Consider the following 23450-nt stretch of genomic DNA (forward strand, 5'->3'; position numbering starts at 1 on the left):
TCTCCGTTCAGTCGCTAACTTGAGCTAACGACAATCAGGCAAACTTCTTCTGGACTTCTGCCGACACGTTGGCCGGCGCTTCCGCGTAGTGGTCGAACTGCATCGTGAAGGTTGCGCGCCCCTGGCTCATCGAGCGCAGGTTATTCACGTAACCGAACATGTTCATGAGCGGCACCATCGCATTGATGACGTTGGCATTGCCGCGCATGTCCTGGCCCTGGATCTGGCCACGACGCGAGTTCAGATCGCCGATGACCGAACCGGTGTAGTCTTCCGGCGTCACCACCTCGACCTTCATGATCGGCTCGAGCAGAACCGACTTGCCCTTTTGCAGCGCCTCGCGGAAGGCCGCGCGCGATGCGATTTCGAAGGCCAGCGCCGAGGAGTCGACGTCGTGATACTTGCCGTCGACCAGCGCCACCTTGACGTCGACCACCGGGAAGCCGGCGACCACGCCCGAGCCGAGCACGCTCTCGATGCCCTTCTCGACGCCGGGGATGTATTCCTTCGGAACCGCACCGCCGACGATCTTGGACTCGAACACGTAGCCGCCACCGGGCTCGTTCGGCTCGACGATGATCGACACTTCAGCGAACTGACCGGTACCGCCGGTCTGCTTCTTGTGCGTGTACTTGACCTCGGCCTTCTTGGTGATGCGCTCACGGAACGCCACCTGCGGCGCACCGATGTTGGCGTCGACCTTGTAGGTCCGCTTCAGGATGTCGACCTTGATGTCGAGATGGAGCTCGCCCATGCCCTTGAGAATGGTCTGGCCGGACTCCTGATCGGTCGACACCCGGAACGACGGATCTTCCGCCGCGAGCTTCGCCAGCGCGATGCCGAGCTTCTCCTGGTCCGCCTTCGACTTCGGCTCGATCGCGATCTCGATCACCGGCTCCGGGAATTCCATCTTTTCCAGGATCACCTGATGGGTCGGATCGCACAGCGTGTCACCGGTGCGCGCTTCCTTGAGGCCCGCCAGCGCCACGATGTCGCCGGCATAGGCTTCCTTGATGTCTTCGCGGTTGTTCGCATGCATCAGAAGCATGCGGCCGATCCGCTCCTTCTTCTCGCGGGTCGAGTTCACGACGCCGGTGCCGCTCTGCAGGATGCCCGAATAGATGCGGCAGAAGGTGATGGTGCCGACGAACGGGTCGTCCATGATCTTGAACGCGAGCAGCGACAGCGGCTCCTTGTCGTCCGCCTTGCGCACGATCTCGTTGCCCTTGTCGTCGGTGCCCTTGATCGCGGGCACGTCGAGCGGCGACGGCAGATAGTCGACAACGGCGTCGAGCAAGGGCTGCACGCCCTTGTTCTTGAAGGCCGAGCCGCACAGCACCGGATAGAACGCGCCGGTCAGCACCGCCTTGCGCAGCAGCCTCTTCAGCGTCGCCTCGTCCGGCTCCTTGCCATCGAGATAGGCGGCCATGGCGTCGTCGTCGAGCTCGACGGCGGCTTCCACCAGCTTCTCGCGATATTCCTTGGCCTGGTCGACCAGGTCGGCCGGGATGTCGACGTAGTCGAACTTCGCGCCGAGCGACTCGTCGTTCCAGACGATGCCCTGCATCTTCACCAGGTCGACGACGCCCTTGAAGTTGTTTTCCGCACCGATCGGCAGTTGGATCGCAACCGGCTTCGCGCCCAGGCGGTCGACAATGTCGGCCAGGCACTTGAAGAAGTCGGCACCGGTCTTGTCCATCTTGTTGGCGAAGACGATGCGCGGCACCTTGTACTTGTCGCCCTGGCGCCAGACGGTCTCGGTCTGCGGCTCGACGCCCTGGTTGGAGTCGAGCACGCACACGGCGCCGTCGAGCACGCGCAGCGAACGCTCGACCTCGATGGTGAAGTCGACGTGACCGGGGGTGTCGATGATGTTCAGACGTTTGCCGTTCCAGAACGCAGTGGTCGCGGCCGACGTGATCGTGATGCCGCGCTCCTGCTCCTGCTCCATCCAGTCCATCGTCGCGGCGCCTTCATGCACCTCGCCGATTTTGTGGCTCTTGCCGGTGTAGTAGAGAATGCGTTCGGTGGTCGTGGTCTTACCGGCGTCGATATGCGCCATGATACCGAAGTTGCGGTAGTCCTCGATGGCATGTTGGCGGGGCATGGACCTGTTCCTAAATTTCCGTTCGGGTCGCCGTTACCAGCGATAATGCGAGAAGGCGCGGTTGGCTTCCGCCATGCGGTGCACGTCTTCACGCTTCTTGACGGCGTTCCCCCGGTTATTCGAAGCGTCGAGCAACTCCGCCGAAAGCCGCTCGGTCATCGTCTTCTCGTTGCGATCGCGCGCCGCCGAGATCAGCCAACGAATTCCCAGAGCCTGCCGACGCGTCGAACGCACTTCGACCGGCACCTGATAGGTCGCACCGCCAACGCGGCGGGAGCGCACTTCGATGGTCGGCATCACGTTCTCGAGCGCCTGCTCGAACACCGTCAGCGGGCTCTGCTTGGTCTTGGCTTCGATGAGGCCGAACGCGCCGTAGACGATACCTTCGGCGACCGACTTCTTGCCGGCATACATGACCGAGTTCATGAACTTGGTCACGATGACGTTCCCGAACTTCGGATCCGGAAGAACTTCACGCTTTTCGGCTGAATGGCGACGCGACATTGTGTTCTGTTCCCGCTTATCTCGAACGTCTTACTTCGGACGCTTCGCGCCGTACTTCGAACGGCGCTGCTTACGGTTCTTGACGCCCTGGGTATCCAGCACGCCGCGGAGAATGTGGTAGCGCACGCCCGGCAAGTCCTTGACGCGGCCGCCGCGGATCATGACCACCGAGTGCTCCTGCAGGTTATGGCCCTCACCCGGGATGTAGCCGATCACCTCGAAGCCGTTGGTCAGGCGCACCTTGGCGACCTTGCGGAGCGCCGAGTTCGGCTTCTTCGGGGTCGTGGTGTAGACGCGCGTGCAAACGCCGCGCTTCTGCGGCGACTGCTGCAGCGCCGGCACCTTCTTGCGCGACTTCTGCACGACGCGCGGATTTGCGATCAGCTGGTTGATCGTCGGCATCTTGGCCTTCACCCTTCTCAACGTTCACACGGAAGCCGCCTCACGCGACGCCCGCAAATTCTGTCTGAGGTTCCCCGCCTCACCGGCCGCCCAGCGCAGAAAATACCCGCGCAAAGCGAAAACACGCCAACCGCTCATTGCTGAACGGAAAGCGCTTGACGCCACAGAGGACCGCAGTCGGAGCCGGTCAGCGCGAGCCGTCCAGCCACTTACCGAGGTCATGCATCCGAGTTTGATCTCAAGAGAACATGCTCAAGAGAACTAAAATCGTCCTGGCATTGCCTAGCTATAATCGACAGCGTTTGAGCGGCATTCGTCGAGGGTGGTGCCCGTCCCTGCTCTTTTCAGAGCGGCCCATTATCTGAGCGGGATGGGTGGTCCGTACCGACGCTGGCGAAGCTCACCGCCTGTCGTTAAGTGGGCGCCTTTTATAAGCGGTAAATAACCAAGTCAAGCAAAACGATGCTGCAAGAGACCAGAAGAAAGGCCTCTGGCGCCTCAGCTTTCGGCCGGCGCCGCGCGCCGCCCTTCGCTCCCTCGGCCGGGCTTACGAGACAGCCCGCATCGGGTCTCGTTTCGATTGAGATTATCCCGATTTACCAAAGAGATAAGCCCTTCTTTGCATTCCGCAAGGCAAGAGAGAACCAGCGAAAGGACATTCCGATCGTCGGCGATTGCCTGCGACCCAATCGTCGCTGCAATGCTGCATTGCGCCAAAGTTTCCGAGATCCCGGCCGATCCGCATCCCGCCTGCCCGCCGAATCTCGCACCGAGAAGCTCTCCGACGAGGCACAGGCCAATCGATTCCCTCGCGGCGCCGTGTCTGGCTCAGCCAATGGCCGACCGACCACCCGCTCACGCCTCGTCGTCATCCTCCTCGTCGTCCTCGCCGCCGTCCGCAACGGCCTGGGCGGCCATCTGCGGCACGTGGCCCTGGTCGTCCCAGAGCTTGCGATAGACGCCGTTCCTGGCGAGCAGCCCGGCATGGGTGCCGCGCTCGATGGCGCGGCCGCCGGAGATGACGATGATCTCATCCATCTCGACCACCGATGTCAGCCGATGGGTCGACCAGATCATGGTCCGGCCCTTGGCGACCTTCAGAAGCGTGCGGTTGATGGCAGCCTCGGTGGTCTGGTCGAGCGCCGACGTGGCCTCGTCCAACAGCAGCACCGACGGATTGCGAATGATCGCCCGGGCAATGGCGATGCGCTGGCGCTGCCCGCCTGAGAGCGTGTCGCCGCGCTCGCCGACCAGGGTGTCGTATTTCTGCGGCAGGCTCATGATGTAGCGGTGGATCTCCGCCTTCTTGGCGGCCTCCTCGACCTCGGCGTCGGTGGCGCCCTCCTTGCCGAGCCGGATGTTCTCCCGCAGCGACATGTTGAACAGCATGTTCTCCTGGAACACCACCGCCATGCTCCCACGCAGCGAATCGCGGGTCACCTTGCGGATGTCGACACCGTCGATGGTCACGCGGCCCTCGTCCGGCACGTAGAGCCGTAGGATCAGATTGAGCAGCGTGCTCTTGCCGGAGCCGCTCGGCCCCACGATCGCGATGCGCTTGCCGACGTCGAGCTTGAGGCTGAGATTGTCGAGCACCGGCGCCTCGCTGCCCTCGTATTGGAAGGTGACGCGCTCGAAGGTGATGTCGTGGCTGATGCGCGGCAGGTCCGGCGCGCCGGGGCGGTCGGCGCCCCGGGTCGGCTCGTCCAGGAGCTCCTGCATGTGCCGGATGGCCGCGGCGGACGAGATCGAGACCGGGATGAAATGCATCACATGGGCGATGTTGTAGGACACCTCCCAGAACGCGCTTTCGAAGGTGACGAAGGTTCCGATCGTGATCTGGCCCTTGGTGGCGAGATAGGCGCCGAGCGCCAGCACGACCAAATGGAGCAGCAAGACCGCGATGGTCACGGTGCGCTCGACCATGGTCGACAGGAAGATGGCGGAAGCCATCCGCTGCCGTGCCGCATCGTTGCGGAGCGTGAACCAGCCGAACACCCTGCGATGCAGGCTGAAGGCCTTGATCACCGCTTGCGCTGCGATGTTCTCCTGGATGACGCCGAGCAACGACGATTCGTTGACCTTCTGCTCGTAATTGGCCTGCACCGCCTTGGGCGTGAGGATCCGCGGACCGATCAGCGTGATCGGAAACACCAGCAGCGCGACCGCCGCGAGCTGCCAGTTCAGGAACAGCATCAGGATGATGCCGGCGATCAGCTCGAAGAACGGCAGCGCCGCGCTGCTCGAGAAGCTCTTTACCGCGCCTTCGAATGCCGACATGTCGACCGAAAAGCGCGACAGGATCTCGCCGCGCTTGGTGCGCTGGAAAAAGGCCGCAGGGAGATTCTGGACGTGTTCGAACAGCCGCGTGCGCACGTCGGAGATGACGCAGGCGGCAAGCCGGGCGTCCCAGCGCTCGTACAGGACCGCGACGATCGAGGTGAAGATGCCGGCGGCCGCGAGCACGCCGAGGATGCGATAGAGCGCCTCGAAATCCTCCTCGCCGAGCGCATCGTCGATCAGGAATTTCAGGCTGAGCGGCATGATCACGTTGAACAGCGTCTCGACCAGTACGCCCAAGGTGACGAAAGCCAGGATCTTCTTGTATTTGGCGAGCAGTGGCGCGACGAAGCCGTAGATCGTCGCTAACGCGCCGGCGGCCTCCCGGGCGGTAAAGACGACGAGATCCTCATCATCCTCGTCGTCGTCTTCGTCGAGGTCGTCTTCCTCGTCCTCGTCGCCCGCCTCGTCTTCCTCCTCGTCGTCCTCATCGTCATCATCGGGCGGCGGCGCGGGCTTGCCCGCAGATGGCGCCTTGGCCCCCTCGGCCCGGGGGGCTCCCGGTTTGGCGACGGCGGTCTTGGCTGCGACGAGCTTGTCCGGGTCCTCGGCGGGATCGCCTTTGGAAGCGGGTTGCCGACCGTCCGACACTGAACTTTTGGGCGCCATTGAACCAACCGATGCTGCACGGCCTGACCTGAGAAGACTCGCGCGTCCCGGCTTTAACACCTGCGTCCGGCCGCAGCTAGCGCTCCCGCGGCTTTGCGCCACATTGCGGGCGGTGGCGGCCGGTTGCTGTCACGCAATCGGCACAGTCGGGCGAGGGTTTCGCCCGGCTCCCATGATACGGAACAATGCCGTCGATGCGGCCGTTGCGACTCTCGCGGCCGCCTTAGTCCTCGTCCTCGACCTCGACCTTGTCGAAGAACGAATAGCGCAGGCTGTCCGCGTCGGCGTACCACTGGCCCGGCCCCTTGTTGGCGGCGAGTGTCACCGTCCACAATTCATCGGCGCAGTCGCGGCGATGCATCGACAGGTCGAAGCCGTTGCCGAAGAACAATTCCGACCATTCCCACCAGGTGCCGAGCTTCTTCACGCCGCGCAGGAGATCGTAGCGGTCGATCAGCGCCGGCGCCATGTCCGAGGTGATCGAACCGAACACCAGCCCGGTCTTGATCACGCGGTTGAACTCGCGGATGGCGCGCGGCACCTGCTTTTCGCCCAGGTGGCACAGGCTGGTCTCGAACACGAAGTCGAACTCGCCGTTCTTGAACGGCATGTCGGTGATCGAGCCAAGCTTGTTGAACTTCTTGAGCGCCTTCGGCGTCTTGCCGTGAATATAGCGGTTGTTCTCGATGCCCCAGGCATCGATGCCGCGGTCGCGCAGCGCCCCCACCAGCTCGCCGCTCGCCGATCCCGCCACCAAGAGCTTGTAGCCGCGGGCCCGGTTCCAGACGATCTTGATCAGCTCGAGCAGATAGGCCGGGTCGGTGAACTGCCGCCACGCCTCGCTGTAAGCTCCCTGCCCGCGATAGTTCTCGAAATAATCGCGATCGATCTTGTCCGAGAGCGGCGTCTCCGCCTGGGCGCGAGCCCGACGCAGCCGCATCATCTCGGTCAGGATGATGTCGGTCGCCGCGTCCGAGGAGTCGAGCAGCCCGTTCAAGGTCGAATCGAAAAGATAGTCACCAACCACCACGATGCCCGGATGGTCTTTCGGCTCGGGCCGGTGATTGGTCATGACGTCGCGCACCGGCAGGCCGCCGGGCAGCGCATTCACCGACGACAGCCAGCGATGGATCTTGCCTTCCATGAAGTGCGCGCGGGCATCACCGAGGGCCGCCGGCAGCGACTTCAACGCGGCGTCGATCAGCTCCTGATCGGACAGGTTGGCGAAGGCGAGCGCATCGGAGCCGGCAATCAGCCAGTTCAAGACGCCGTGCCTGCCGACATCGTGACGCGAGCCCTCGTTGTAGATGCAGCAGCCGCCGAATGCTTCCGACATGAACCAGGAGCCCGGGATCTTGTCGCCCCAGAACGGCTCGTCGAACAGGATCGACACGCGCAGATAATGCGCGGGACGGTCGAAATAGGAGACGTGCTTGACCATCGACTTGCGCAGGCTCTCGCCTTCCCAGCCGAGCGTGGCGAGCCAGGAATGCGGCAGGCAGACGAGCACGAGATCGAACTCCCGCGTCTCCGGCCCCTTGCCGTTCATCATGTTGATCCGATAGCGGCCGGAGTCGGTCTTGCCGACTTTCAGCACGCGATGATTGAGCTGGATATCGGCATCAACCTCGGAGCGCAGGCACTCGATCAGCTGCTCATTGCCGTTCTGGATCGAATACAGGCCGATATAGCCGTCGATATCCATCACGAAATTCTTCAGCGCGTTCAGCCCGTTGGTGTTGTGGGCCTCGGTCGCGATATCGGACCGCGCCATCACCTTGAAGAAGCGCTTGGCCGTGGCATCCTCGACCTCCTTGTCGAGCAGCTGCTCGCAGGTCATGTAGGCCCAGGGGTGCTCGTTGTCGTGCGCGCCGACGCCCTCGTAATATTCGACCGGCGAGATCACCTCGGTGCAGCGCTTGCGGAAATCCTCGACCGCAGCCGCAGTTTTCGGTCCGTATTTGCGGCGCAGGCCCGGAACGTCGTCGAGCAGATCGCCGTCGAGCTGAACCTGCATGGCATCCATCGGGATTGTCTGCAGGCCGAAATGCTGGATCAGTTCGCGCAAGGGATCGGGGCCGGTCATCGAGTAGTCGTAGATCTCGGCGACGCCCGCCTCGTACATCGCCGGCGCAGTGTCGAATTTGCGCGAGACGATCTTGCCGCCCAGCCGGTCGGATGCTTCGAAGATCGTGACCTTGCAGAGGTCGCCCAACTTCTTCCGGAGGTACCAGGCGCTCATGAGCCCGCCGGGGCCACCGCCTACAATTGCAAGGTCAAGCATCAGCGTTCCGCTATCTCCGGGCGTCCATAACGTCGCCGGTCATCGATATCAGGGGGTCTTGCCACCCTCGGGGCTCGATCGGCCATAGCCCAACCTGTCCGCACAAGCTTTGCGCTCAAGCAAATCGGCGCGCGTCGTGGTGGTCGGAGGAAATCATCATGGCGGATCAGATGGTCCTCAGAAGCGCCTTTTTGCCTGAAGGGAAGATGAACAACAGGGATGCGCCTCTGCAACACGACAATAAAATGTCACGAAAAGGCCGGCGACAGCCGGCCTTTTCTCCGCTTGATGAATGACTTGCGGGGTGCGCCGAGGCGCACCCCGTAGATCTACGGCTACTCCGCCGGCGGCAGCGCCAACGGCTGTGGCTGCGGCTCGGGCTGGGCCGGCACGATGGCTGCCTGCTTCTCGCGCTCGTCGAGAATCAGCTTGTCGCGCTTCACGGCGACCTCGCGGATTCGCGCCATGGAGGCGCCGGTGCCGGCCGGGATCAGGCGGCCGACGATGACGTTCTCCTTGAGACCCTCGAGCGGATCGATCTTGCCGTTGACCGCCGCTTCCGTGAGGACGCGGGTGGTCTCCTGGAACGATGCCGCCGAGAAGAACGACCGGGTCTGCAGGCTCGCCTTGGTGATGCCGAGCAGAACCGGGGTGCCGGTGGCGGGCTTCTTGCCCTCCTCCTTGGCCTTCTCGTTGGTCGCGTCGAACTCGATCTTGTCGACCTGCTCGCCCGCGATCATGTCGGTATCGCCCTGGTCGGTGACCTCGATCTTCTGCAGCATCTGACGGACAATCACCTCGATGTGCTTGTCGTTGATGAGCACGCCCTGCAGCCGGTAGACCTCCTGGATCTCGTTGACCAGATAGGCCGCGAGCTCCTCGATGCCCTTGATCGCCAGGATGTCGTGCGGCGCCGGATTGCCTTCGACGATGAAATCGCCCTTTTCGACGATGTCGCCGTCCTGCAGATGGATGTGCTTGCCCTTCGGGATCAGGTACTCGCGCGCCTCTTCGGTCTTGTCCATCGGCTCGATCGAGATGCGACGCTTGTTCTTGTAGTCGCGGCCAAACCGGATGGTGCCCGCGATTTCCGCGATGATTGCCGCATCCTTCGGCTTGCGCGCTTCGAACAGCTCCGCCACCCGCGGCAGACCGCCGGTGATGTCACGGGTCTTGGCGCTCTCGGTCGAGATACGGGCGAGGATATCGCCCGACTTGACCGTCGATCCGACGTCGACCGACAGGATGGCGTCGACCGACAGCATGTAGCGGGCATCGCCGCCACGGGCCAGCTTCAGCACCTTGCCGTCCTTACCCTTGACCACGATCGCTGGACGCAGATCGGCGCCGCCACGCGTCGAGCGCCAGTCGATGACGACGCGCTTGGCGATACCGGTCGATTCGTCGAGCGTCTCGGAGATCGACTGCCCCTCGACCAGATCCTCGAAGTCGATGGTACCCTCGGCCTCCGACAGCACCGGGCGGGTGTAAGGATCCCACTCGGCGATGCGCTGGCCGCGCTTGATCATGTCGCCGTCGTCAACATGCATGCGCGAACCGTACTGGATACGGTGCGTCGCACGCTCGCTGCCGTCGGGATCGACGATCGACACCACCATGTTGCGCACCATCGCGATCAGATGGCCTTCGCTGTTGCGGGCGATGGCCTTGTTCTTGATCACGACCTTGCCTTCGAAGTTCGATTCGACGAAGGACTGCTCGTTGAGCTGCGCCGCGCCGCCGATGTGGAAGGTGCGCATCGTCAGCTGGGTGCCGGGCTCACCGATCGACTGCGCGGCGATGACGCCGACGGCCTCGCCGTGGTTGACCGGGGTGCCGCGGGCCAGATCACGGCCGTAGCACATCATGCAGATGCCGTTGACGAGCTCGCAGGTCAGAGCTGAACGGATCTTCACCTCCTGGACGCCGGCCTGCTGGATGGCGTCGACATGGCTCTCCTCCATCAGCGTGCCAGCCTTCACCAGCACGGTGTTGCTCGAGGGGTCACGCACGTCATCGCAAGGGACACGGCCCAGGATGCGCGAGCCGAGCGAAGCCACCACCGTGCCGGCATCGACGATGGCGCGCATCTTGATGCCGAGCTTGGTGCCGCAATCGTCCTGCGTGATGATGCAGTCCTGCGCCACGTCGACCAGACGGCGGGTCAGGTAGCCCGAGTTCGCGGTCTTCAACGCGGTGTCCGCGAGGCCCTTGCGGGCGCCGTGGGTCGAGTTGAAGTATTCGAGCACCGAGAGCCCCTCCTTGAAGTTGGAGATGATCGGCGTCTCGATGATCTCACCCGACGGCTTGGCCATCAGGCCGCGCATGCCCGCGAGCTGACGCATCTGGGCCGGCGAACCGCGCGCACCGGAATGCGCCATCATGTAGATCGAGTTGATGTCGGCATCCGCGCCCGTCGCGGTCTTCTTGGTCGCCGAGATCTCCTTCATCATCGCCTTGGCGATTTCCTCGGTCGCCTTCGACCAGGCGTCGACGACCTTGTTGTACTTCTCGCCATGGGTGATCAGACCGTCATTGTACTGCTGCTCGAAATCCTTCGCCAGCGTACGGGTGGTATCGACGATCTTCCACTTGCCCTGCGGCACGACCATGTCGTCCTTGCCGAACGAGATGCCGGCCTTGAAGGCGTTGTAGAAGCCGAGCGCCATGATGCGGTCGCAGAAGATCACGGTCTCCTTCTGACCGCAGTGACGGTAGACCTGATCGATCACGCCGGAGATTTCGCGCTTGGTCATCAGCTTGTTGATGATTTCGTACGAAATCTTCGGATGCTTCGGCAGCACGTTGCCGAGCATCACGCGGCCCGCGGTGGTCTCGATCCAGCGCTTGGCCATCTTGCCGGTCTCGTCCATGCCATCCCAGCGATATTTGATCTTGCTGTGAAGGTGGATGACCTTGGCGTGCAGGGCGTGCTCGAGCTCGGCCATGTCGCCGAACGACTTGCCCTCGCCGGGCATGCCTTCGCGCATGATCGAGAGATAGTAGAGACCGAGCACGATGTCCTGCGACGGCACGATGATCGGCTGACCGTTCGCCGGATGCAGGATGTTGTTGGTCGACATCATCAGGACGCGCGCTTCCAGCTGCGCTTCGAGCGACAGCGGAACGTGCACGGCCATCTGGTCACCGTCGAAGTCGGCGTTGAACGCGGCGCAAACCAGCGGATGCAGCTGGATCGCCTTGCCCTCGATCAAGACCGGCTCGAACGCCTGAATGCCGAGGCGGTGCAGGGTCGGCGCGCGGTTCAACAGCACCGGATGCTCGCGGATCACCTCGTCCAGGATGTCCCAGACCTCGGGCCGCTCCTTCTCCACCAGCTTCTTCGCCTGCTTCACGGTCGTCGACAGGCCCTTGGCGTCGAGCCGCGAATAGATGAACGGCTTGAACAGCTCGAGCGCCATCTTCTTCGGCAGGCCGCACTGATGCAGGCGCAGCTCGGGACCGACGACGATCACGGAGCGGCCCGAATAGTCGACGCGCTTGCCGAGCAGGTTCTGGCGGAAGCGGCCCTGCTTGCCCTTCAGCATGTCGGCGAGCGACTTCAGCGGCCGCTTGTTGGCGCCGGTGATGACGCGGCCGCGGCGGCCGTTGTCGAACAGCGCGTCGACCGCCTCCTGCAGCATGCGCTTTTCGTTGCGGATGATGATGTCGGGCGCGCGCAGCTCCATCAGCCGCTTCAGGCGGTTGTTACGGTTGATGACGCGGCGGTAGAGGTCGTTGAGGTCCGAGGTCGCGAAGCGGCCGCCGTCGAGCGGCACCAGCGGCCGCAGGTCCGGCGGGATCACCGGAACCACGGTCATGATCATCCATTCCGGCTTGTTGCCGGAATGGCGGAACGCCTCCACGATCTTCAGCCGCTTGGCGAGCTTCTTGTGCTTGATGTCGGAGTCGGTCTCCTGCATCTCCGCGCGCAAGGTCGCCTCGAGCTTCTCAAGCTCGAGCCCGCGCAGCAGCTCGCGGATCGCCTCGGCGCCGATCATGGCGGTGAAGCTGTCCTGGCCGTATTCGTCCTGCGCCTTCAGATACTCGTCTTCCGACAGCAGCTGGCGGTCCTTGAGCGGGGTCGTGCCCGGCTCCAGCACCACGTAGTACTCGAAGTACAGGATCCGCTCGAGATCCTTCAGCGTCATGTCGAGCAGAAGGCCGATGCGCGACGGCAGCGACTTCAGGAACCAGATGTGAGCGACCGGCGCTGCGAGCTCGATATGGCCCATGCGCTCGCGCCGGACGCGCGACAGCGTCACCTCGACCGAGCACTTCTCGCAGATGATGCCCTTGTACTTCATCCGCTTGTACTTGCCGCACAAGCACTCATAGTCCTTGATCGGCCCGAAGATGCGGGCGCAGAACAGGCCGTCGCGCTCGGGCTTGAAGGTGCGGTAGTTGATCGTTTCCGGCTTCTTGATCTCGCCGTAGGACCAGGACAGAATCTTCTCTGGCGACGCGATCGAAATCCGGATCTGGTCGAAGACCTGAGCCGGCGTCGTCGGATTGAAGAGATTCATGATTTCTTGGTTCATCGTCTTCTCCTCGCATGCCGATCGGGGGTCGGCAGCAAATTCGAAAATCTCTTAAAGACGGCGCCCTGCCCTGACCCGCGGACAAGAGCGCCGACGCCCGGCCGTCAAAGGCGGCCGGGCCTGATGTCTTGAACTACTCGGCGGCTTCCGACGTGGGCGCCGGTCCCATCTTGGAATTGTGCAGGTCGACGTTGAGGCCGAGCGAGCGCATTTCCTTGACCAGCACGTTGAACGATTCCGGAATACCGGCCTCGAACGTGTCGTCGCCACGGACGATCGCCTCGTAGACCTTGGTACGGCCGGCGACGTCGTCCGACTTTACGGTCAGCATCTCCTGCAGCGTGTAGGCGGCACCGTAGGCTTCGAGCGCCCACACCTCCATTTCGCCGAAGCGCTGGCCGCCGAACTGGGCCTTGCCGCCCAGCGGCTGCTGGGTGACCAGCGAGTACGGACCGATCGAACGCGCGTGGATCTTGTCGTCGACGAGATGGTGCAGCTTCAGCATGTAGATGTAGCCCACCGTCACCTTGCGATCGAACGGATCGCCAGTGCGCCCGTCATAGACGGTCGACTGGCCGGAGGCGTCCATGCCGGCGAGCTTCAACATCTCCTCGATGTCGCTCTCCTTGGCGCCGTCGAACACCGGCGTTGCGATCGGCACGCCGCGGCTCAGATTGTGACCAAGCTCGAGCAGCTCATTGTCGTTGAGCGTCCGGATGGTCTCGTCCTCGCCGTAGATCCGCTTCAACGTCTCCTTCAGCGGCTTGATGTCCTGCTTCGACAGATAGGCATCGACGGTCTGCGCGATGCGCCGGCCGAGGCCGGCACAGGCCCAGCCGAGATGGGTCTCGAGGATCTGGCCGACATTCATGCGCGAGGGCACGCCGAGCGGATTGAGCACGATGTCCGCGTGCGTACCGTCTTCCAGGAACGGCATGTCCTCGATCGGCACGATCTTGGACACGACGCCCTTGTTGCCGTGACGGCCGGCCATCTTGTCGCCGGGCTGGATCTTGCGCTTCACCGCGACGAAGACCTTGACCATCTTCATCACGCCGGGCGGCAATTCGTCACCGCGCTGCAGCTTCTCGACCTTGTCGAGGAAGCGCTGCTCGAGCCCCTTCTTCGACTCGTCGTACTGCTTCCGCATCGCCTCGATTTCGGCCATCAGCTTGTCGTTCGGCGAAGCGAACAGCCACCATTGCGACTTCGGATACTCGTCGAGCACCGCGCGGGAGATCTTGGTGTCCTTCTTGAAGCCCTTCGGGCCTGCGATGCCCTGGCGGCCTTCCAGCATGTCGGCAAGACGGCTGTACACGTTGCGGTCGAGGATCGCCTGCTCGTCGTCACGGTCCTTGGCGAGACGCTCGATCTCCTCGCGCTCGATCGCCAGCGCACGCTCGTCCTTGTCGACGCCGTGGCGGTTGAACACGCGGACTTCCACGATCGTGCCCTGCACGCCCGGAGGCACGCGAAGCGACGTATCGCGGACGTCGGAGGCCTTTTCGCCGAAGATGGCGCGGAGCAGCTTCTCTTCCGGCGTCATCGGGCTCTCGCCCTTCGGCGTGATCTTGCCGACCAGGATGTCGCCGGCGCGGACCTCGGCACCGATATAGACGATGCCGGCTTCGTCGAGGTTCTTCAGCGCCTCTTCCGAGACGTTCGGAATATCGCGGGTGATTTCCTCAGGGCCGAGCTTGGTGTCACGGGCCATCACCTCGAACTCCTCGATGTGGATCGAGGTGAAGACGTCTTCCTTCACGATCCGCTCGGAGAGCAGGATCGAGTCTTCGAAGTTGTAGCCGTTCCACGGCATGAACGCGACCAGCACGTTGCGGCCAAGCGCGAGTTCGCCGAGGTCGGTCGACGGACCGTCGGCAATGATGTCGCCCTTCTTGACGATGTCGCCGACCTTCACCAGCGGACGCTGGTTGATGCAGGTCGACTGGTTGGAGCGCTGATACTTCATCAGCCGGTAGATATCGACGCCCGACTTGGTCGGATCGAGATCCTCGGTGGCGCGGATGACGACGCGGGTGGCGTCGATCTGGTCGATCACGCCCGAGCGGCGCGCCGCGATCGCGGCCCCGGAGTCACGGGCCACCACGCCTTCCATGCCGGTACCAACGAACGGTGCCTCGGCGCGAACCAGCGGCACCGCCTGGCGCTGCATGTTCGAGCCCATCAGCGCGCGGTTAGCGTCGTCGTTCTCGAGGAACGGGATCAGCGCCGCGGCCACCGAAACCAGCTGCTTCGGCGACACGTCCATGTAGTCGACCTTGTCCGGCGTCATCGGCACGACTTCGCCGGCATGACGGCAGACCACGAGATCCTCGGTGAAGCGGCCCTTCGGGTCGAGCGGCACGTTGGCCTGCGCGACGCGATAGCGCCCCTCTTCCATCGCCGACAGATAGACCACCTCGTCGGTGACCCGGCTGTCCTTGACCTTGCGGTAGGGCGTCTCGACGAAGCCGTATTTGTTGACGCGCGCGAAGGTCGCGAGCGAGTTGATCAAGCCGATGTTCGGACCTTCCGGCGTCTCGATCGGGCAGATGCGGCCGTAATGCGTCGGGTGCACGTCGCGCACCTCGAAGCCGGCGCGCTCGCGGGTCAGACCGCCCGGGCCAAGCGCCGAGAGGCGCCGCTTGTGGGTGATCTCCGACAGCGGGTTGGTCTGGTCCATGAACTGCGACAGCTGCGAGGAGCCGAAGAACTCGCGCACCGCGGCTGCCGCCGGCTTCGCGTTGATCAGGTCCTGCGGCATCACGGTGTCGATGTCGACGCTCGACATGCGCTCCTTGATGGCACGTTCCATGCGGAGCAGACCGATGCGGTACTGGTTCTCCATCAGCTCGCCGACCGAGCGGACGCGGCGGTTGCCGAGATGGTCGATGTCGTCGATCTCGCCCTTGCCGTCACGCAGGTCGACCAGCGTCTTGATGACCGCCAGAATGTCTTCCTTGCGCAGCGTGCGCTGGGTATCGGGCGCATCGAGCTCGAGGCGCATGTTCATCTTGACGCGGCCGACCGCGGACAGGTCGTAGCGCTCGGCGTCGAAGAACAACGACTGGAACATCGCCTGCGCGGACTCCAGCGTCGGCGGCTCGCCCGGACGCATCACGCGGTAGATGTCGAACAGCGCGTCCTCGCGCGTCATGTTCTTGTCGGCATTGAGCGTGTTGCGGATGTAGGGGCCGACATTGACATGGTCGATGTCGAGCAGCGGCAGGTCCTTGTAGCCCTGCTCGTTCAACAGCTTCATCAGCTTGTCGGTGATCTCCTCGCCCGCTTCGGCATGGATCTCGCCGGTCTTCGGGTTAACGAGATCCTCGGCGATGTAGTTGCCGAGCACCTCCTCGTCGCCCATGCGCAAGGCCTTCAGCCCCTTCTCCTGGAGCTGGCGGGCGGCACGCACGGTGAGCTTCTTCCCGGCATCGAGTACGACCTTGCCGGTGTCGGCGTCGATCAGGTCGTTGCTGGTCGAGTAGCCGCGGAAGCGGTTGGCGTCGAACGGCACGCGCCAGCCATCCTTGGCGCGCTTGTAGATGATCTTCTTGTAGAAGGTCGACAGGATCTGCTCGCCGTCAAGGCCGAGCGCGAACATCAGCGACGTCACCGGCAGCTTGCGGCGACGGTCGATGCGCGCGAACACGATGTCCTTGGCGTCGAACTCGATGTCGAGCCAGGAGCCGCGATAGGGAATGACGCGGGCGGCGAACAGGAGCTTGCCCGACGAATGGGTCTTGCCCTTGTCATGGTCGAAGAACACGCCCGGCGAACGGTGCATCTGCGAAACGATGACGCGCTCGGTGCCGTTGACGATGAAGGTGCCGTTCATGGTCATGAGCGGAATGTCGCCCATGTACACGTCCTGCTCCTTGATGTCCTTCACCGACTTGGCGCCGGTCTCCTCGTCGATATCGAACACGATGAGGCGCAAGGTCACCTTGAGCGGCGCAGCAAAGGTCATGCCGCGCTGACGGCACTCGTCGACATCATATTTCGGGGGCTCGAATTCATAGCGGACGAATTCCAGCATCGAGGTGCCCGAGAAGTCGGAGATCGGGAACACCGAGCGGAACACCGCCTGCAAGCCCTCGTCCGCCCGCCCGCCGGTGGGCTCGTCCACCATCAGGAACTGGTCATAAGACGCTTTCTGAACCTCGATGAGGTTCGGCATCTCCGCGACTTCCTTGATGTGTCCAAAAAACTTGCGAACGCGTTTGCGACCGGTGAATGTCTGCTGCGCCATCGTGGCCTCTCATTTCGTCGCCCGGAGGGGCGGACCTTCCGAAACGGCGGCTGCCACCGCCTTTCGGGTTGAATTTCGATCCATTTCGAAGGTCGGAAGCGCGAGGCTCGGAACCAAAACGTCCCAACTTCGTTCTTCAGACCACCAAAACGCAAAACGACGCGCGAGGCGCAAACGCGCACCCGCTCGTCAGAACCATCTCGTCACGGACTGCAAAAGCCCGAAATTGCCTATCTCCCAACGGCCCGCGCGGGACACCTCGCCGTTCCCTGCGCCACCGGCTTTTCGTGCTGCCGACCCAATATGGGGCGACCATAGTCGAGATTCGAGGGGCAAGCCCCCAAATCCCAACACTTTTTCGTGTGTTACGCGCATCGGGCGATCCCTTTGCACGCCTCTTGCAACGTCACGGGCCCCGGCGCCGGATACCGCTACCGTCTCTTGGACGCGATGGCCGGGAGGACTTCCGTCACCCGACCACCGAAACCTTAGGCGATAGATCCCGGGTCTCGCTGTCGCTCGCCCGGGATCTTCGCTCACGTAACCTGCGGTTACTTGAGCTCGACCTTGGCGCCAGCCTTCTCGAGCTGGGCCTTGATCTTCTCGGCCTCGTCCTTGTTGACGCCTTCCTTGACCGGCTTCGGCGCACCCTCGACCAGGTCCTTGGCTTCCTTCAGGCCCAGGCCGGTGATGGCGCGAACTTCCTTGATGACCTCGATCTTCTTGTCGCCGGCCGAAGCCAGGACAACGGTGAACTCGGTCTTCTCTTCCACCGGAGCGGCAGCGCCGCCACCAGCACCCGGAGCGGCCACGGCCACTGCGGCTGCAGCGGAGACGCCCCACTTTTCTTCCAGCAGCTTGGCGAGCTCGGCAGCCTCGAGAACGGTGAGGCTGGAGAGGTCGTCGACGATTTTCTGCAGGTCAGCCATTGATCTATTTCCTTAAGATGGTTGGTTCGAAACCAGATTGTCGAGGGATTGCGAAGGGCGTCAGGCCGCTTCGCCCTTTGAGGCATAAGCCTGAATGACCCGCGCGAGCTTGCTCGCGGGCGCAGTGGAGAGCTGAGCGAGCTTGGTCGCCGGAGCCTGGATCAGGCCGACGAGCTTGCCGCGCAGTTCGTCCAGCGACGGCAGCGAGGCGAGCGCCTTGACGCTGTCGACATTCAGGACGGTTTTACCCATCGAACCGCCAAGGATGACGAACTTTTCGTTCGCCTTGGCGAATTCGACGGCAACCTTGGGCGCCGCGACGGGATCGCTCGAAGTTGCGATCACGGTCGGCCCCTTCAACAGGGGACCGATGCCGACGACGTCCGTGCCTTCAAGAGCAATTTTGGCGAGACGGTTCTTCGAGACCTTCACCGACGCACCCGCGTGCCTCATCTGCTTGCGCAGAGTCTGCATCTGGGCGACGGTGAGGCCGGAATAATGAGCGACGACCGCAACGCCCGTGGCCTTGAAGACCTCGTGCAGCTGGTCGACCGCCTCTTTCTTTGCCGCTCGTTCCACAGCAAGCTCTCTCCGGTTGGCGGCCTTCGCCTTTGAAGCGGGACCGCCGGATTGCACCCATCGTCCCGCCAAACCTGACCTCGGTTGAGAACCTCAGAGGACACGCAGGGCGGCACGACGACTTCAATAGCCTGCCCTTCCGCCCCGGTTGGGAGACGGAGTGTCGAGGTTCGAACCAAACCTGCACCTACCACCCGAAGGGCAGCGTGATGCGAGAAATCCGGTCTTCACCCGTCTATGCAGGCCATCTGATTAAGCCGTGGAGGACATTTGCATATCCTCGCGGGCGCCTGCAGTCTCGGACAGGATCGGGGCCACTCGGCAAGCCGAAGGACCCCTCACCCGCACGCCAAAAACAAAGAATGGCCATCCGTCCTTTCGGGGATCCGCAAGGGACGTCCTGAAAGGAATGATCTCCTATTCGTCTCTATTCGGAATGCGAGCGCGCACGTGCCAGCCAAGCCAGCACGTCCAGGGGGCGGTTCTTAGCCGGTCTGCGCCGGCTTGCCAAGAGCAAATTTCGCACCAGTTTGGGGGTAGCCACCCGTCCCGGAAGAAATTTGAGCCGCCCGCGTCACATCCGGCCGTTTCCGTTCGTCTGGAGCCGAACGGGCCGCTTCCCGCGGCCTTTTACCCCGGAACCGAGGAGCAAACCATGCGGACATTTATTGCGCGGCGGATGCTGCGCTCTTTTGGCAGACGCTACGGCTATGACACCAGCTATGCGGAGATGATCCTGAAGGAGGCACCCGCGGCATTCTTCAAGTTCGCACCTCTCATCAAGGCGGCCGAGCATCGCGAGGTGGTGCCGGTGGATGCGGCGTTCGCCGCCAAGATCACCGGCGCACTCGCGGAGGATTGCGGTCCCTGCACCCAATTGACGGTCGATATGGCGCTGGAGGCCGGCATGTCCAAGGGCCAGATCGAGGCCGTGCTGCGCCGCGACCTGGGCGCAATGAGCCCGGACACCGCGCTTGGCTTCCATTTCTCGGACGCGGTCATCCGCCGGTCGATCGAGGACGAAACGTACCGCAATGCCGTCCGCGCACGCTGGGGCGACAAGGGCGTGATCGAGCTTTCGATGGGACTGCAACTGGGCCGAATGTTCCCGATGCTCAAGCTGGCGCTCGGCTTCGCCAAGGAATGCCGCCGCGTCACGGTGGCGGGTGACCAGGTCGATGTCGTCAAGCAAGCCGCATAATTCCGATCCCATCGCGCCCTACCGCGGGCGGCTGCTCGGGCTCGCCTATCGCATGCTCGGCAGCCGCAGCGATGCGGAAGACGTGGTGCAGGACGCCTATCTCCGCTTTGCGTCCGTCCAGGATGCGCGCAACCCGGAAGCGCTGCTCGTCACCATCGTCACGCGACTGTGCCTGGACCGATTGAAGAGCGCGCAGGCACAGCGCGAAATCTATGTCGGCCAGTGGCTGCCCGAGCCTGTGTTCGACGCCGACGGCCTCTCCGCCGACACCGCGACCGAGCTCGCAGATGATCTGTCGTTTGCGCTACTGCTGACGCTCGATCGGCTGTCGCCGCTCGAGCGCGCGGCCTTCCTGCTGCACGACGTATTCGACCGGCCATTTGGTGAAATCGCCGGGATGCTGGAGCGGAGCGAGGCGGCTTGCCGGCAGCTGGCGGCGCGTGCCCGGCGCGCGGTGCGCGACAACCACCCTCCTCTCGCAACCGCGCCGGAAAGGCACGCCACCCTGTTGCGTGCGTTCTGCGAGGCGGCGGCCAGCGGCGATGTCTCCGCCCTGGCGGGGCTGCTGCGCGACGACGCGATCGCCATCACCGACGGCGGCGGCCGCAAGACCGCGGCGCTCAACCCGATCCGCGGGGCGCAGAAGATCATCCGCTTCCTGATCGGGATAGCCGGCAAGAACGCCGGTCGCGACATCCGGATGGAGCCGAAGACGATCAACGGAAGCGCGGGCGCCATCGTCTTTATCGACGACGAGATCGACCATACGCTGAGCATGGCGATCGACGGCGAACAGGGCAAGATCGCCGCGATCTATGTCGTCCGCAATCCCGACAAGCTGCGACACGCACCGCTGCCGGGCTGACGCTCAGCCTGGTTATCCTTTCGGACAGGCCGCGCCGGCATCGACCCAGGCTTTGATCAGCTCGCCGAACTGCTGCTGCGTGCCCGGCGCAGGCGTCCGCCCGGCGCCCGGATGCCAGCCCCAGCCAACCAGCTCATCGTCAGCCATATGATGAACCAGCTGAGCCAAGCTCTTGCCGCCATTGCGGTTCGGATCCTTGATCTGGGTACAGATCTGACCCAGCGTCTTGCCCTGCCAGGCCATCTCGATCGGCGCGAGCTGCCATTTCGGATTGCCGGGCACACCGGCGGCATCGAAATTGGCCTCGTGATGACAGGTGGTGCAAGCAAGGCCAGCAGATGCGCCCATGCCCGCCTCACCACGGACCACAAGCGGCTGATGCGGAATCATCCGGTCGGTCTGGGTGGGACGGTCGCCGGCCGGGTGGCAGTTCATGCAGCGCGGCGACTGCAGCACCTTGCCGGCTTCCTCGAACAGCGCGGCCGCGCGCTCGTCCTTGTTCTTGATCTGGGCAAAGTCGGACACCGGCTTCAACCCGCCGGCGACGCGAGCGGCTTCAGGGGCCGCGTCGGCGCGCTGCAAGCCTGACAATGACGCCAGCGCCGCAGCCGCGAGGCTGCCGACGAGCAGCGCCGCGGCTCCAGTCCTGAGCAGGCTCATGCCGTGTCTCCCGGCCGGATCGGCAGCTGGGTTGGTCGCGGCAGGCCGAGCTTGGCCATCGCATTGGCGACCGCCGGTCCAAGCGGCGGAACGCCGGGCTCGCCGACCCCACTGGGCTTCTCGGTCGACGGCACGATCACGACTTCGATCTCGGGCATCTCATTGATCCGCAGCGAGCGATAGGTGTTGAAATTGCCGGACACCGGCACGCCCTCATCGAGGGTCTGCTGGGCGTAGAGGATGTGGCCGAGCGCAAAGCCGATGCCCCCTTCCATCTGGGCGCGGATGATGTCCGGATTGACGGCGACGCCGCAATCGACCGCGCACCAGACCTTGTGCACCACCGGTCCCTCGGAGCCCATCGACAGCTCGACGACCTGGGCCACGAAGGTGTTGAAGCTCTCGACCACGGCGACGCCGCGGGCGCGGCCGGCTTCGACCTTGGCGCCCTTCCAGTTCGCGAGTTCAGCCACCGCTTTCAGCACCCCGGCATGCCGTGGCTTGTCCGCCATCATGGCGAGCCGCCCCTCGACCGGGTCCTGCCCGGCCGCTTCCAGGAGCTGGTCGACGAAAGACTCGACCGCATAGCCGGTATGGGTATGACCGACCGAGCGCCACCACAACACGGGCACACCGACATCGACCTGATGCAGGTCGCAGCGGAAATTTGGCACCGCGTAGGGGATGTCGTTGGAGCCTTCGTAGGCCGTCGAGTCGAGACCGTTCTTCATGGTCATCGCCTCGAACGGCGAGCCCTTCATGATGGACTGGCCGACGATGGTGTCCGCCCATGCGACGATCTTGCCGTCACGCACGACGCCGCGCATGCGGTGAACGCCGAACGGCCGGTAGTAGCCGCCGCGCATGTCGTCCTCGCGGGTCCAGACCAGCTTGATCGGCCGGCCCGGTCCGATCGCCTTGGCCGCCTGCGCCAATTCCATCGCAACATGCGTCGATTGCTGCGCGCGCCGGCCGAAGCTGCCGCCGGCGAGGATCGTCTTCAACTCGACCTTGCTGATGTCCAGGCCGAGGACCTGGGCAATGACCGCGTGGTCGGGCGTCGGAAACTGGCTGCCATAGCGGGCGGACGCCGTATCACCTTTCCAATCGATGAAGGCGTTGATCGGCTCCATCGGCGCGTGCGCGAGATACGGAAAGACAAACTCGGTCTCGAGCAGCCGGCCGCCTTTGGCGATCTCGGCCTCGACGTCGCCCTCCTGCTTCACCAGCGCGCCGGGCGTCTTCGAGAGCGCCCGGAACTCGTCCAGGAGCTGTCCGGTGCCGCGCTTCTCGGCCTTGCTGTCGTCCCAGCTAACCTTGAGCAGGTCGCGCGCCGTCTTGGCCGGCCAGAAACCTTCGGCATAGACCGCAACACCATTCGGCACTTCCTTGATGTCGACGACGCCCGGCACTGCCTTGGCCGCGGAGGCATCAAACGAGGCGACCTTGCCGCCGAACCTTGGCGACCGCGCCACCAGCACCGTCAGTGTGCCGGGATCATGGATGTCGAGCGTGTACTCCGCCGTGCCGTTCGACTTCGCGATGGTGTCGAGGCGCTTGACCGCCCCTTCCTTGCCGATCAGCTTGAATTCGGACGGGTCTTTCAGCTTCGGATTGGCCGGCACCGGCAGTTGCATGGCCTTTTCGGCAAATGCGCCGAAGCCGCTCTGCTTGCCGGAAGCATGCTTGATCACGCCCTTCTCGACCGTGATCTCGCCGGCCGACACCTTCCACTCGTCCGCCGCCACCGCAACCAGCATCTCGCGCGCGGCTGCGCCAACCTTGCGCATCTGTTCATAGGAATTCGAGATCGCGCTCGAGCCGCCGGTGCCCTGCACCCCGAACAGCAGGTTTTTGTACAGGACGGGGTTCGAAGGCGCGTGGTCGGCGCGCATCTGCGCCCAGTCGGCATCGAGCTCCTCGGCAACCAGGGTCGCCATGCCGGTGAACGGTCCCTGCCCGAACTCGATGTGTTTGCAGAGCACCGTGACCGTGTCGTCCTTTCCGATCACGAGGAAGGTGTTCGGCACGATATTGACCGACTTCGCCGCCGGCGCGTCCTCGGCAAAGGCGATCCCGGACCGCGCGACATAGACCCCGAGCACCAGGCCAGCACCGGCCTTCAGCAGCGAACGACGCGACAGCTCGGTCGCGGGCTTCACATGCGCATTCATGGC

14 protein-coding genes are annotated in these 23450 nt (G+C 63.7%); 3 read left to right on the plus strand and 11 right to left on the minus strand.

Annotated elements, in window-relative coordinates:
• Nucleotides 1–34: 34 nt before the first annotated feature.
• From fusA to ACQR1W_RS29585, 5 genes are all read right to left on the minus strand, one after another.
• The gene (gene fusA, locus ACQR1W_RS29565; protein ID WP_434854074.1) at nucleotides 35–2107 is read right to left on the minus strand and encodes an elongation factor G; all 2073 of its coding nucleotides are present in this window, start codon (nucleotides 2105–2107) and stop codon (nucleotides 35–37) included.
• Between the two features lie 33 nt (nucleotides 2108–2140).
• The gene (gene rpsG, locus ACQR1W_RS29570; RefSeq protein ID WP_008969397.1) at nucleotides 2141–2611 is read right to left on the minus strand and encodes a 30S ribosomal protein S7; all 471 of its coding nucleotides are present in this window, start codon (nucleotides 2609–2611) and stop codon (nucleotides 2141–2143) included.
• A gap of 30 nt (nucleotides 2612–2641) precedes the next feature.
• Nucleotides 2642–3013 (minus strand): 30S ribosomal protein S12, encoded by a 372-nt coding sequence (gene rpsL, locus ACQR1W_RS29575; protein WP_008969396.1) that lies wholly within the window; start codon nucleotides 3011–3013, stop codon nucleotides 2642–2644.
• A gap of 855 nt (nucleotides 3014–3868) precedes the next feature.
• The gene (locus tag ACQR1W_RS29580) at nucleotides 3869–5962 is read right to left on the minus strand and encodes an ABC transporter ATP-binding protein (protein ID WP_434854075.1); all 2094 of its coding nucleotides are present in this window, start codon (nucleotides 5960–5962) and stop codon (nucleotides 3869–3871) included.
• Nucleotides 5963–6185: 223 nt separating this feature from the next.
• Nucleotides 6186–8246: an FAD-dependent oxidoreductase gene (locus tag ACQR1W_RS29585; RefSeq protein WP_434854076.1), complete on the minus strand. Its 2061-nt coding sequence runs from the start codon at nucleotides 8244–8246 to the stop codon at nucleotides 6186–6188.
• A 158-nt stretch (nucleotides 8247–8404) separates the two neighbouring features.
• Here ACQR1W_RS29585 and ACQR1W_RS29590 point away from each other — a divergent pair, with 158 nt between their 5' ends.
• A complete protein-coding gene (locus tag ACQR1W_RS29590; RefSeq protein ID WP_434854077.1) occupies nucleotides 8405–8542 on the plus strand; it encodes a hypothetical protein in 138 nt (45 codons plus the stop codon).
• Between the two features lie 39 nt (nucleotides 8543–8581).
• Here ACQR1W_RS29590 and rpoC read toward each other — a convergent pair whose 3' ends face one another.
• The 4 genes from rpoC to rplJ form a co-directional block, all read right to left on the minus strand.
• Nucleotides 8582–12787: a DNA-directed RNA polymerase subunit beta' gene (rpoC, locus tag ACQR1W_RS29595; protein WP_434854078.1), complete on the minus strand. Its 4206-nt coding sequence runs from the start codon at nucleotides 12785–12787 to the stop codon at nucleotides 8582–8584.
• A gap of 133 nt (nucleotides 12788–12920) precedes the next feature.
• Nucleotides 12921–17039, minus strand: coding sequence for a DNA-directed RNA polymerase subunit beta (gene rpoB, locus ACQR1W_RS29600; RefSeq protein ID WP_434854079.1), 4119 nt, complete (start codon nucleotides 17037–17039; stop codon nucleotides 12921–12923).
• 551 nt (nucleotides 17040–17590) lie between these two features.
• Entirely contained in the window at nucleotides 17591–17968 is a 378-nt protein-coding gene (gene rplL, locus ACQR1W_RS29605; RefSeq protein ID WP_008971722.1) for a 50S ribosomal protein L7/L12, read from the minus strand.
• A gap of 60 nt (nucleotides 17969–18028) precedes the next feature.
• Nucleotides 18029–18547: a 50S ribosomal protein L10 gene (gene rplJ / locus ACQR1W_RS29610; RefSeq protein ID WP_008971723.1), complete on the minus strand. Its 519-nt coding sequence runs from the start codon at nucleotides 18545–18547 to the stop codon at nucleotides 18029–18031.
• A gap of 655 nt (nucleotides 18548–19202) precedes the next feature.
• Here rplJ and ACQR1W_RS29615 point away from each other — a divergent pair.
• Nucleotides 19203–19748 (plus strand): hypothetical protein, encoded by a 546-nt coding sequence (locus ACQR1W_RS29615; RefSeq protein ID WP_434854080.1) that lies wholly within the window; start codon nucleotides 19203–19205, stop codon nucleotides 19746–19748.
• Nucleotides 19726–20613, plus strand: a complete 888-nt coding sequence (gene sigJ, locus ACQR1W_RS29620) for an RNA polymerase sigma factor SigJ (RefSeq protein WP_434854081.1) — start codon at nucleotides 19726–19728, stop codon at nucleotides 20611–20613. The genes ACQR1W_RS29615 and sigJ overlap by 23 nt, the downstream gene beginning before the upstream one ends.
• Before the next feature lie 12 nt (nucleotides 20614–20625).
• Here the strand turns inward: sigJ and ACQR1W_RS29625 are convergent, their stop codons facing one another.
• A complete protein-coding gene (locus tag ACQR1W_RS29625; RefSeq protein ID WP_434854082.1) occupies nucleotides 20626–21273 on the minus strand; it encodes an Isoquinoline 1-oxidoreductase subunit in 648 nt (215 codons plus the stop codon).
• A complete protein-coding gene (locus tag ACQR1W_RS29630; RefSeq protein WP_434854083.1) occupies nucleotides 21270–23447 on the minus strand; it encodes a molybdopterin cofactor-binding domain-containing protein in 2178 nt (725 codons plus the stop codon). The genes ACQR1W_RS29625 and ACQR1W_RS29630 overlap by 4 nt, the downstream gene beginning before the upstream one ends.
• Nucleotides 23448–23450: the final 3 nt, after the last annotated feature.

Origin of the sequence: Bradyrhizobium sp. HKCCYLS1011, assembly GCF_051167795.1 — a bacterium.
Classification (GTDB): domain Bacteria; phylum Pseudomonadota; class Alphaproteobacteria; order Rhizobiales; family Xanthobacteraceae; genus Bradyrhizobium.

What these genes read in the sequence shown, in the direction of transcription:
- fusA (WP_434854074.1), bottom strand. Translation starts at nt 2,107, where the DNA reads ATGCCCCGCCAACATGCCATCGAGGACTACCGCAACTTCGGTATCATG.
- rpoC (WP_434854078.1), bottom strand. Translation starts at nt 12,787, where the DNA reads ATGAACCAAGAAATCATGAATCTCTTCAATCCGACGACGCCGGCTCAG.
- ACQR1W_RS29580 (WP_434854075.1), bottom strand. Translation starts at nt 5,962, where the DNA reads ATGGCGCCCAAAAGTTCAGTGTCGGACGGTCGGCAACCCGCTTCCAAA.
- rpsL (WP_008969396.1), bottom strand. Translation starts at nt 3,013, where the DNA reads ATGCCGACGATCAACCAGCTGATCGCAAATCCGCGCGTCGTGCAGAAG.
- rpoB (WP_434854079.1), bottom strand. Translation starts at nt 17,039, where the DNA reads ATGGCGCAGCAGACATTCACCGGTCGCAAACGCGTTCGCAAGTTTTTT.
- ACQR1W_RS29585 (WP_434854076.1), bottom strand. Translation starts at nt 8,246, where the DNA reads ATGCTTGACCTTGCAATTGTAGGCGGTGGCCCCGGCGGGCTCATGAGC.
- rpsG (WP_008969397.1), bottom strand. Translation starts at nt 2,611, where the DNA reads ATGTCGCGTCGCCATTCAGCCGAAAAGCGTGAAGTTCTTCCGGATCCG.
- ACQR1W_RS29590 (WP_434854077.1), top strand. Translation starts at nt 8,405, where the DNA reads ATGGCGGATCAGATGGTCCTCAGAAGCGCCTTTTTGCCTGAAGGGAAG.
- sigJ (WP_434854081.1), top strand. Translation starts at nt 19,726, where the DNA reads ATGTCGTCAAGCAAGCCGCATAATTCCGATCCCATCGCGCCCTACCGC.
- ACQR1W_RS29630 (WP_434854083.1), bottom strand. Translation starts at nt 23,447, where the DNA reads ATGAATGCGCATGTGAAGCCCGCGACCGAGCTGTCGCGTCGTTCGCTG.
- rplL (WP_008971722.1), bottom strand. Translation starts at nt 17,968, where the DNA reads ATGGCTGACCTGCAGAAAATCGTCGACGACCTCTCCAGCCTCACCGTT.
- ACQR1W_RS29625 (WP_434854082.1), bottom strand. Translation starts at nt 21,273, where the DNA reads ATGAGCCTGCTCAGGACTGGAGCCGCGGCGCTGCTCGTCGGCAGCCTC.
- ACQR1W_RS29615 (WP_434854080.1), top strand. Translation starts at nt 19,203, where the DNA reads ATGCGGACATTTATTGCGCGGCGGATGCTGCGCTCTTTTGGCAGACGC.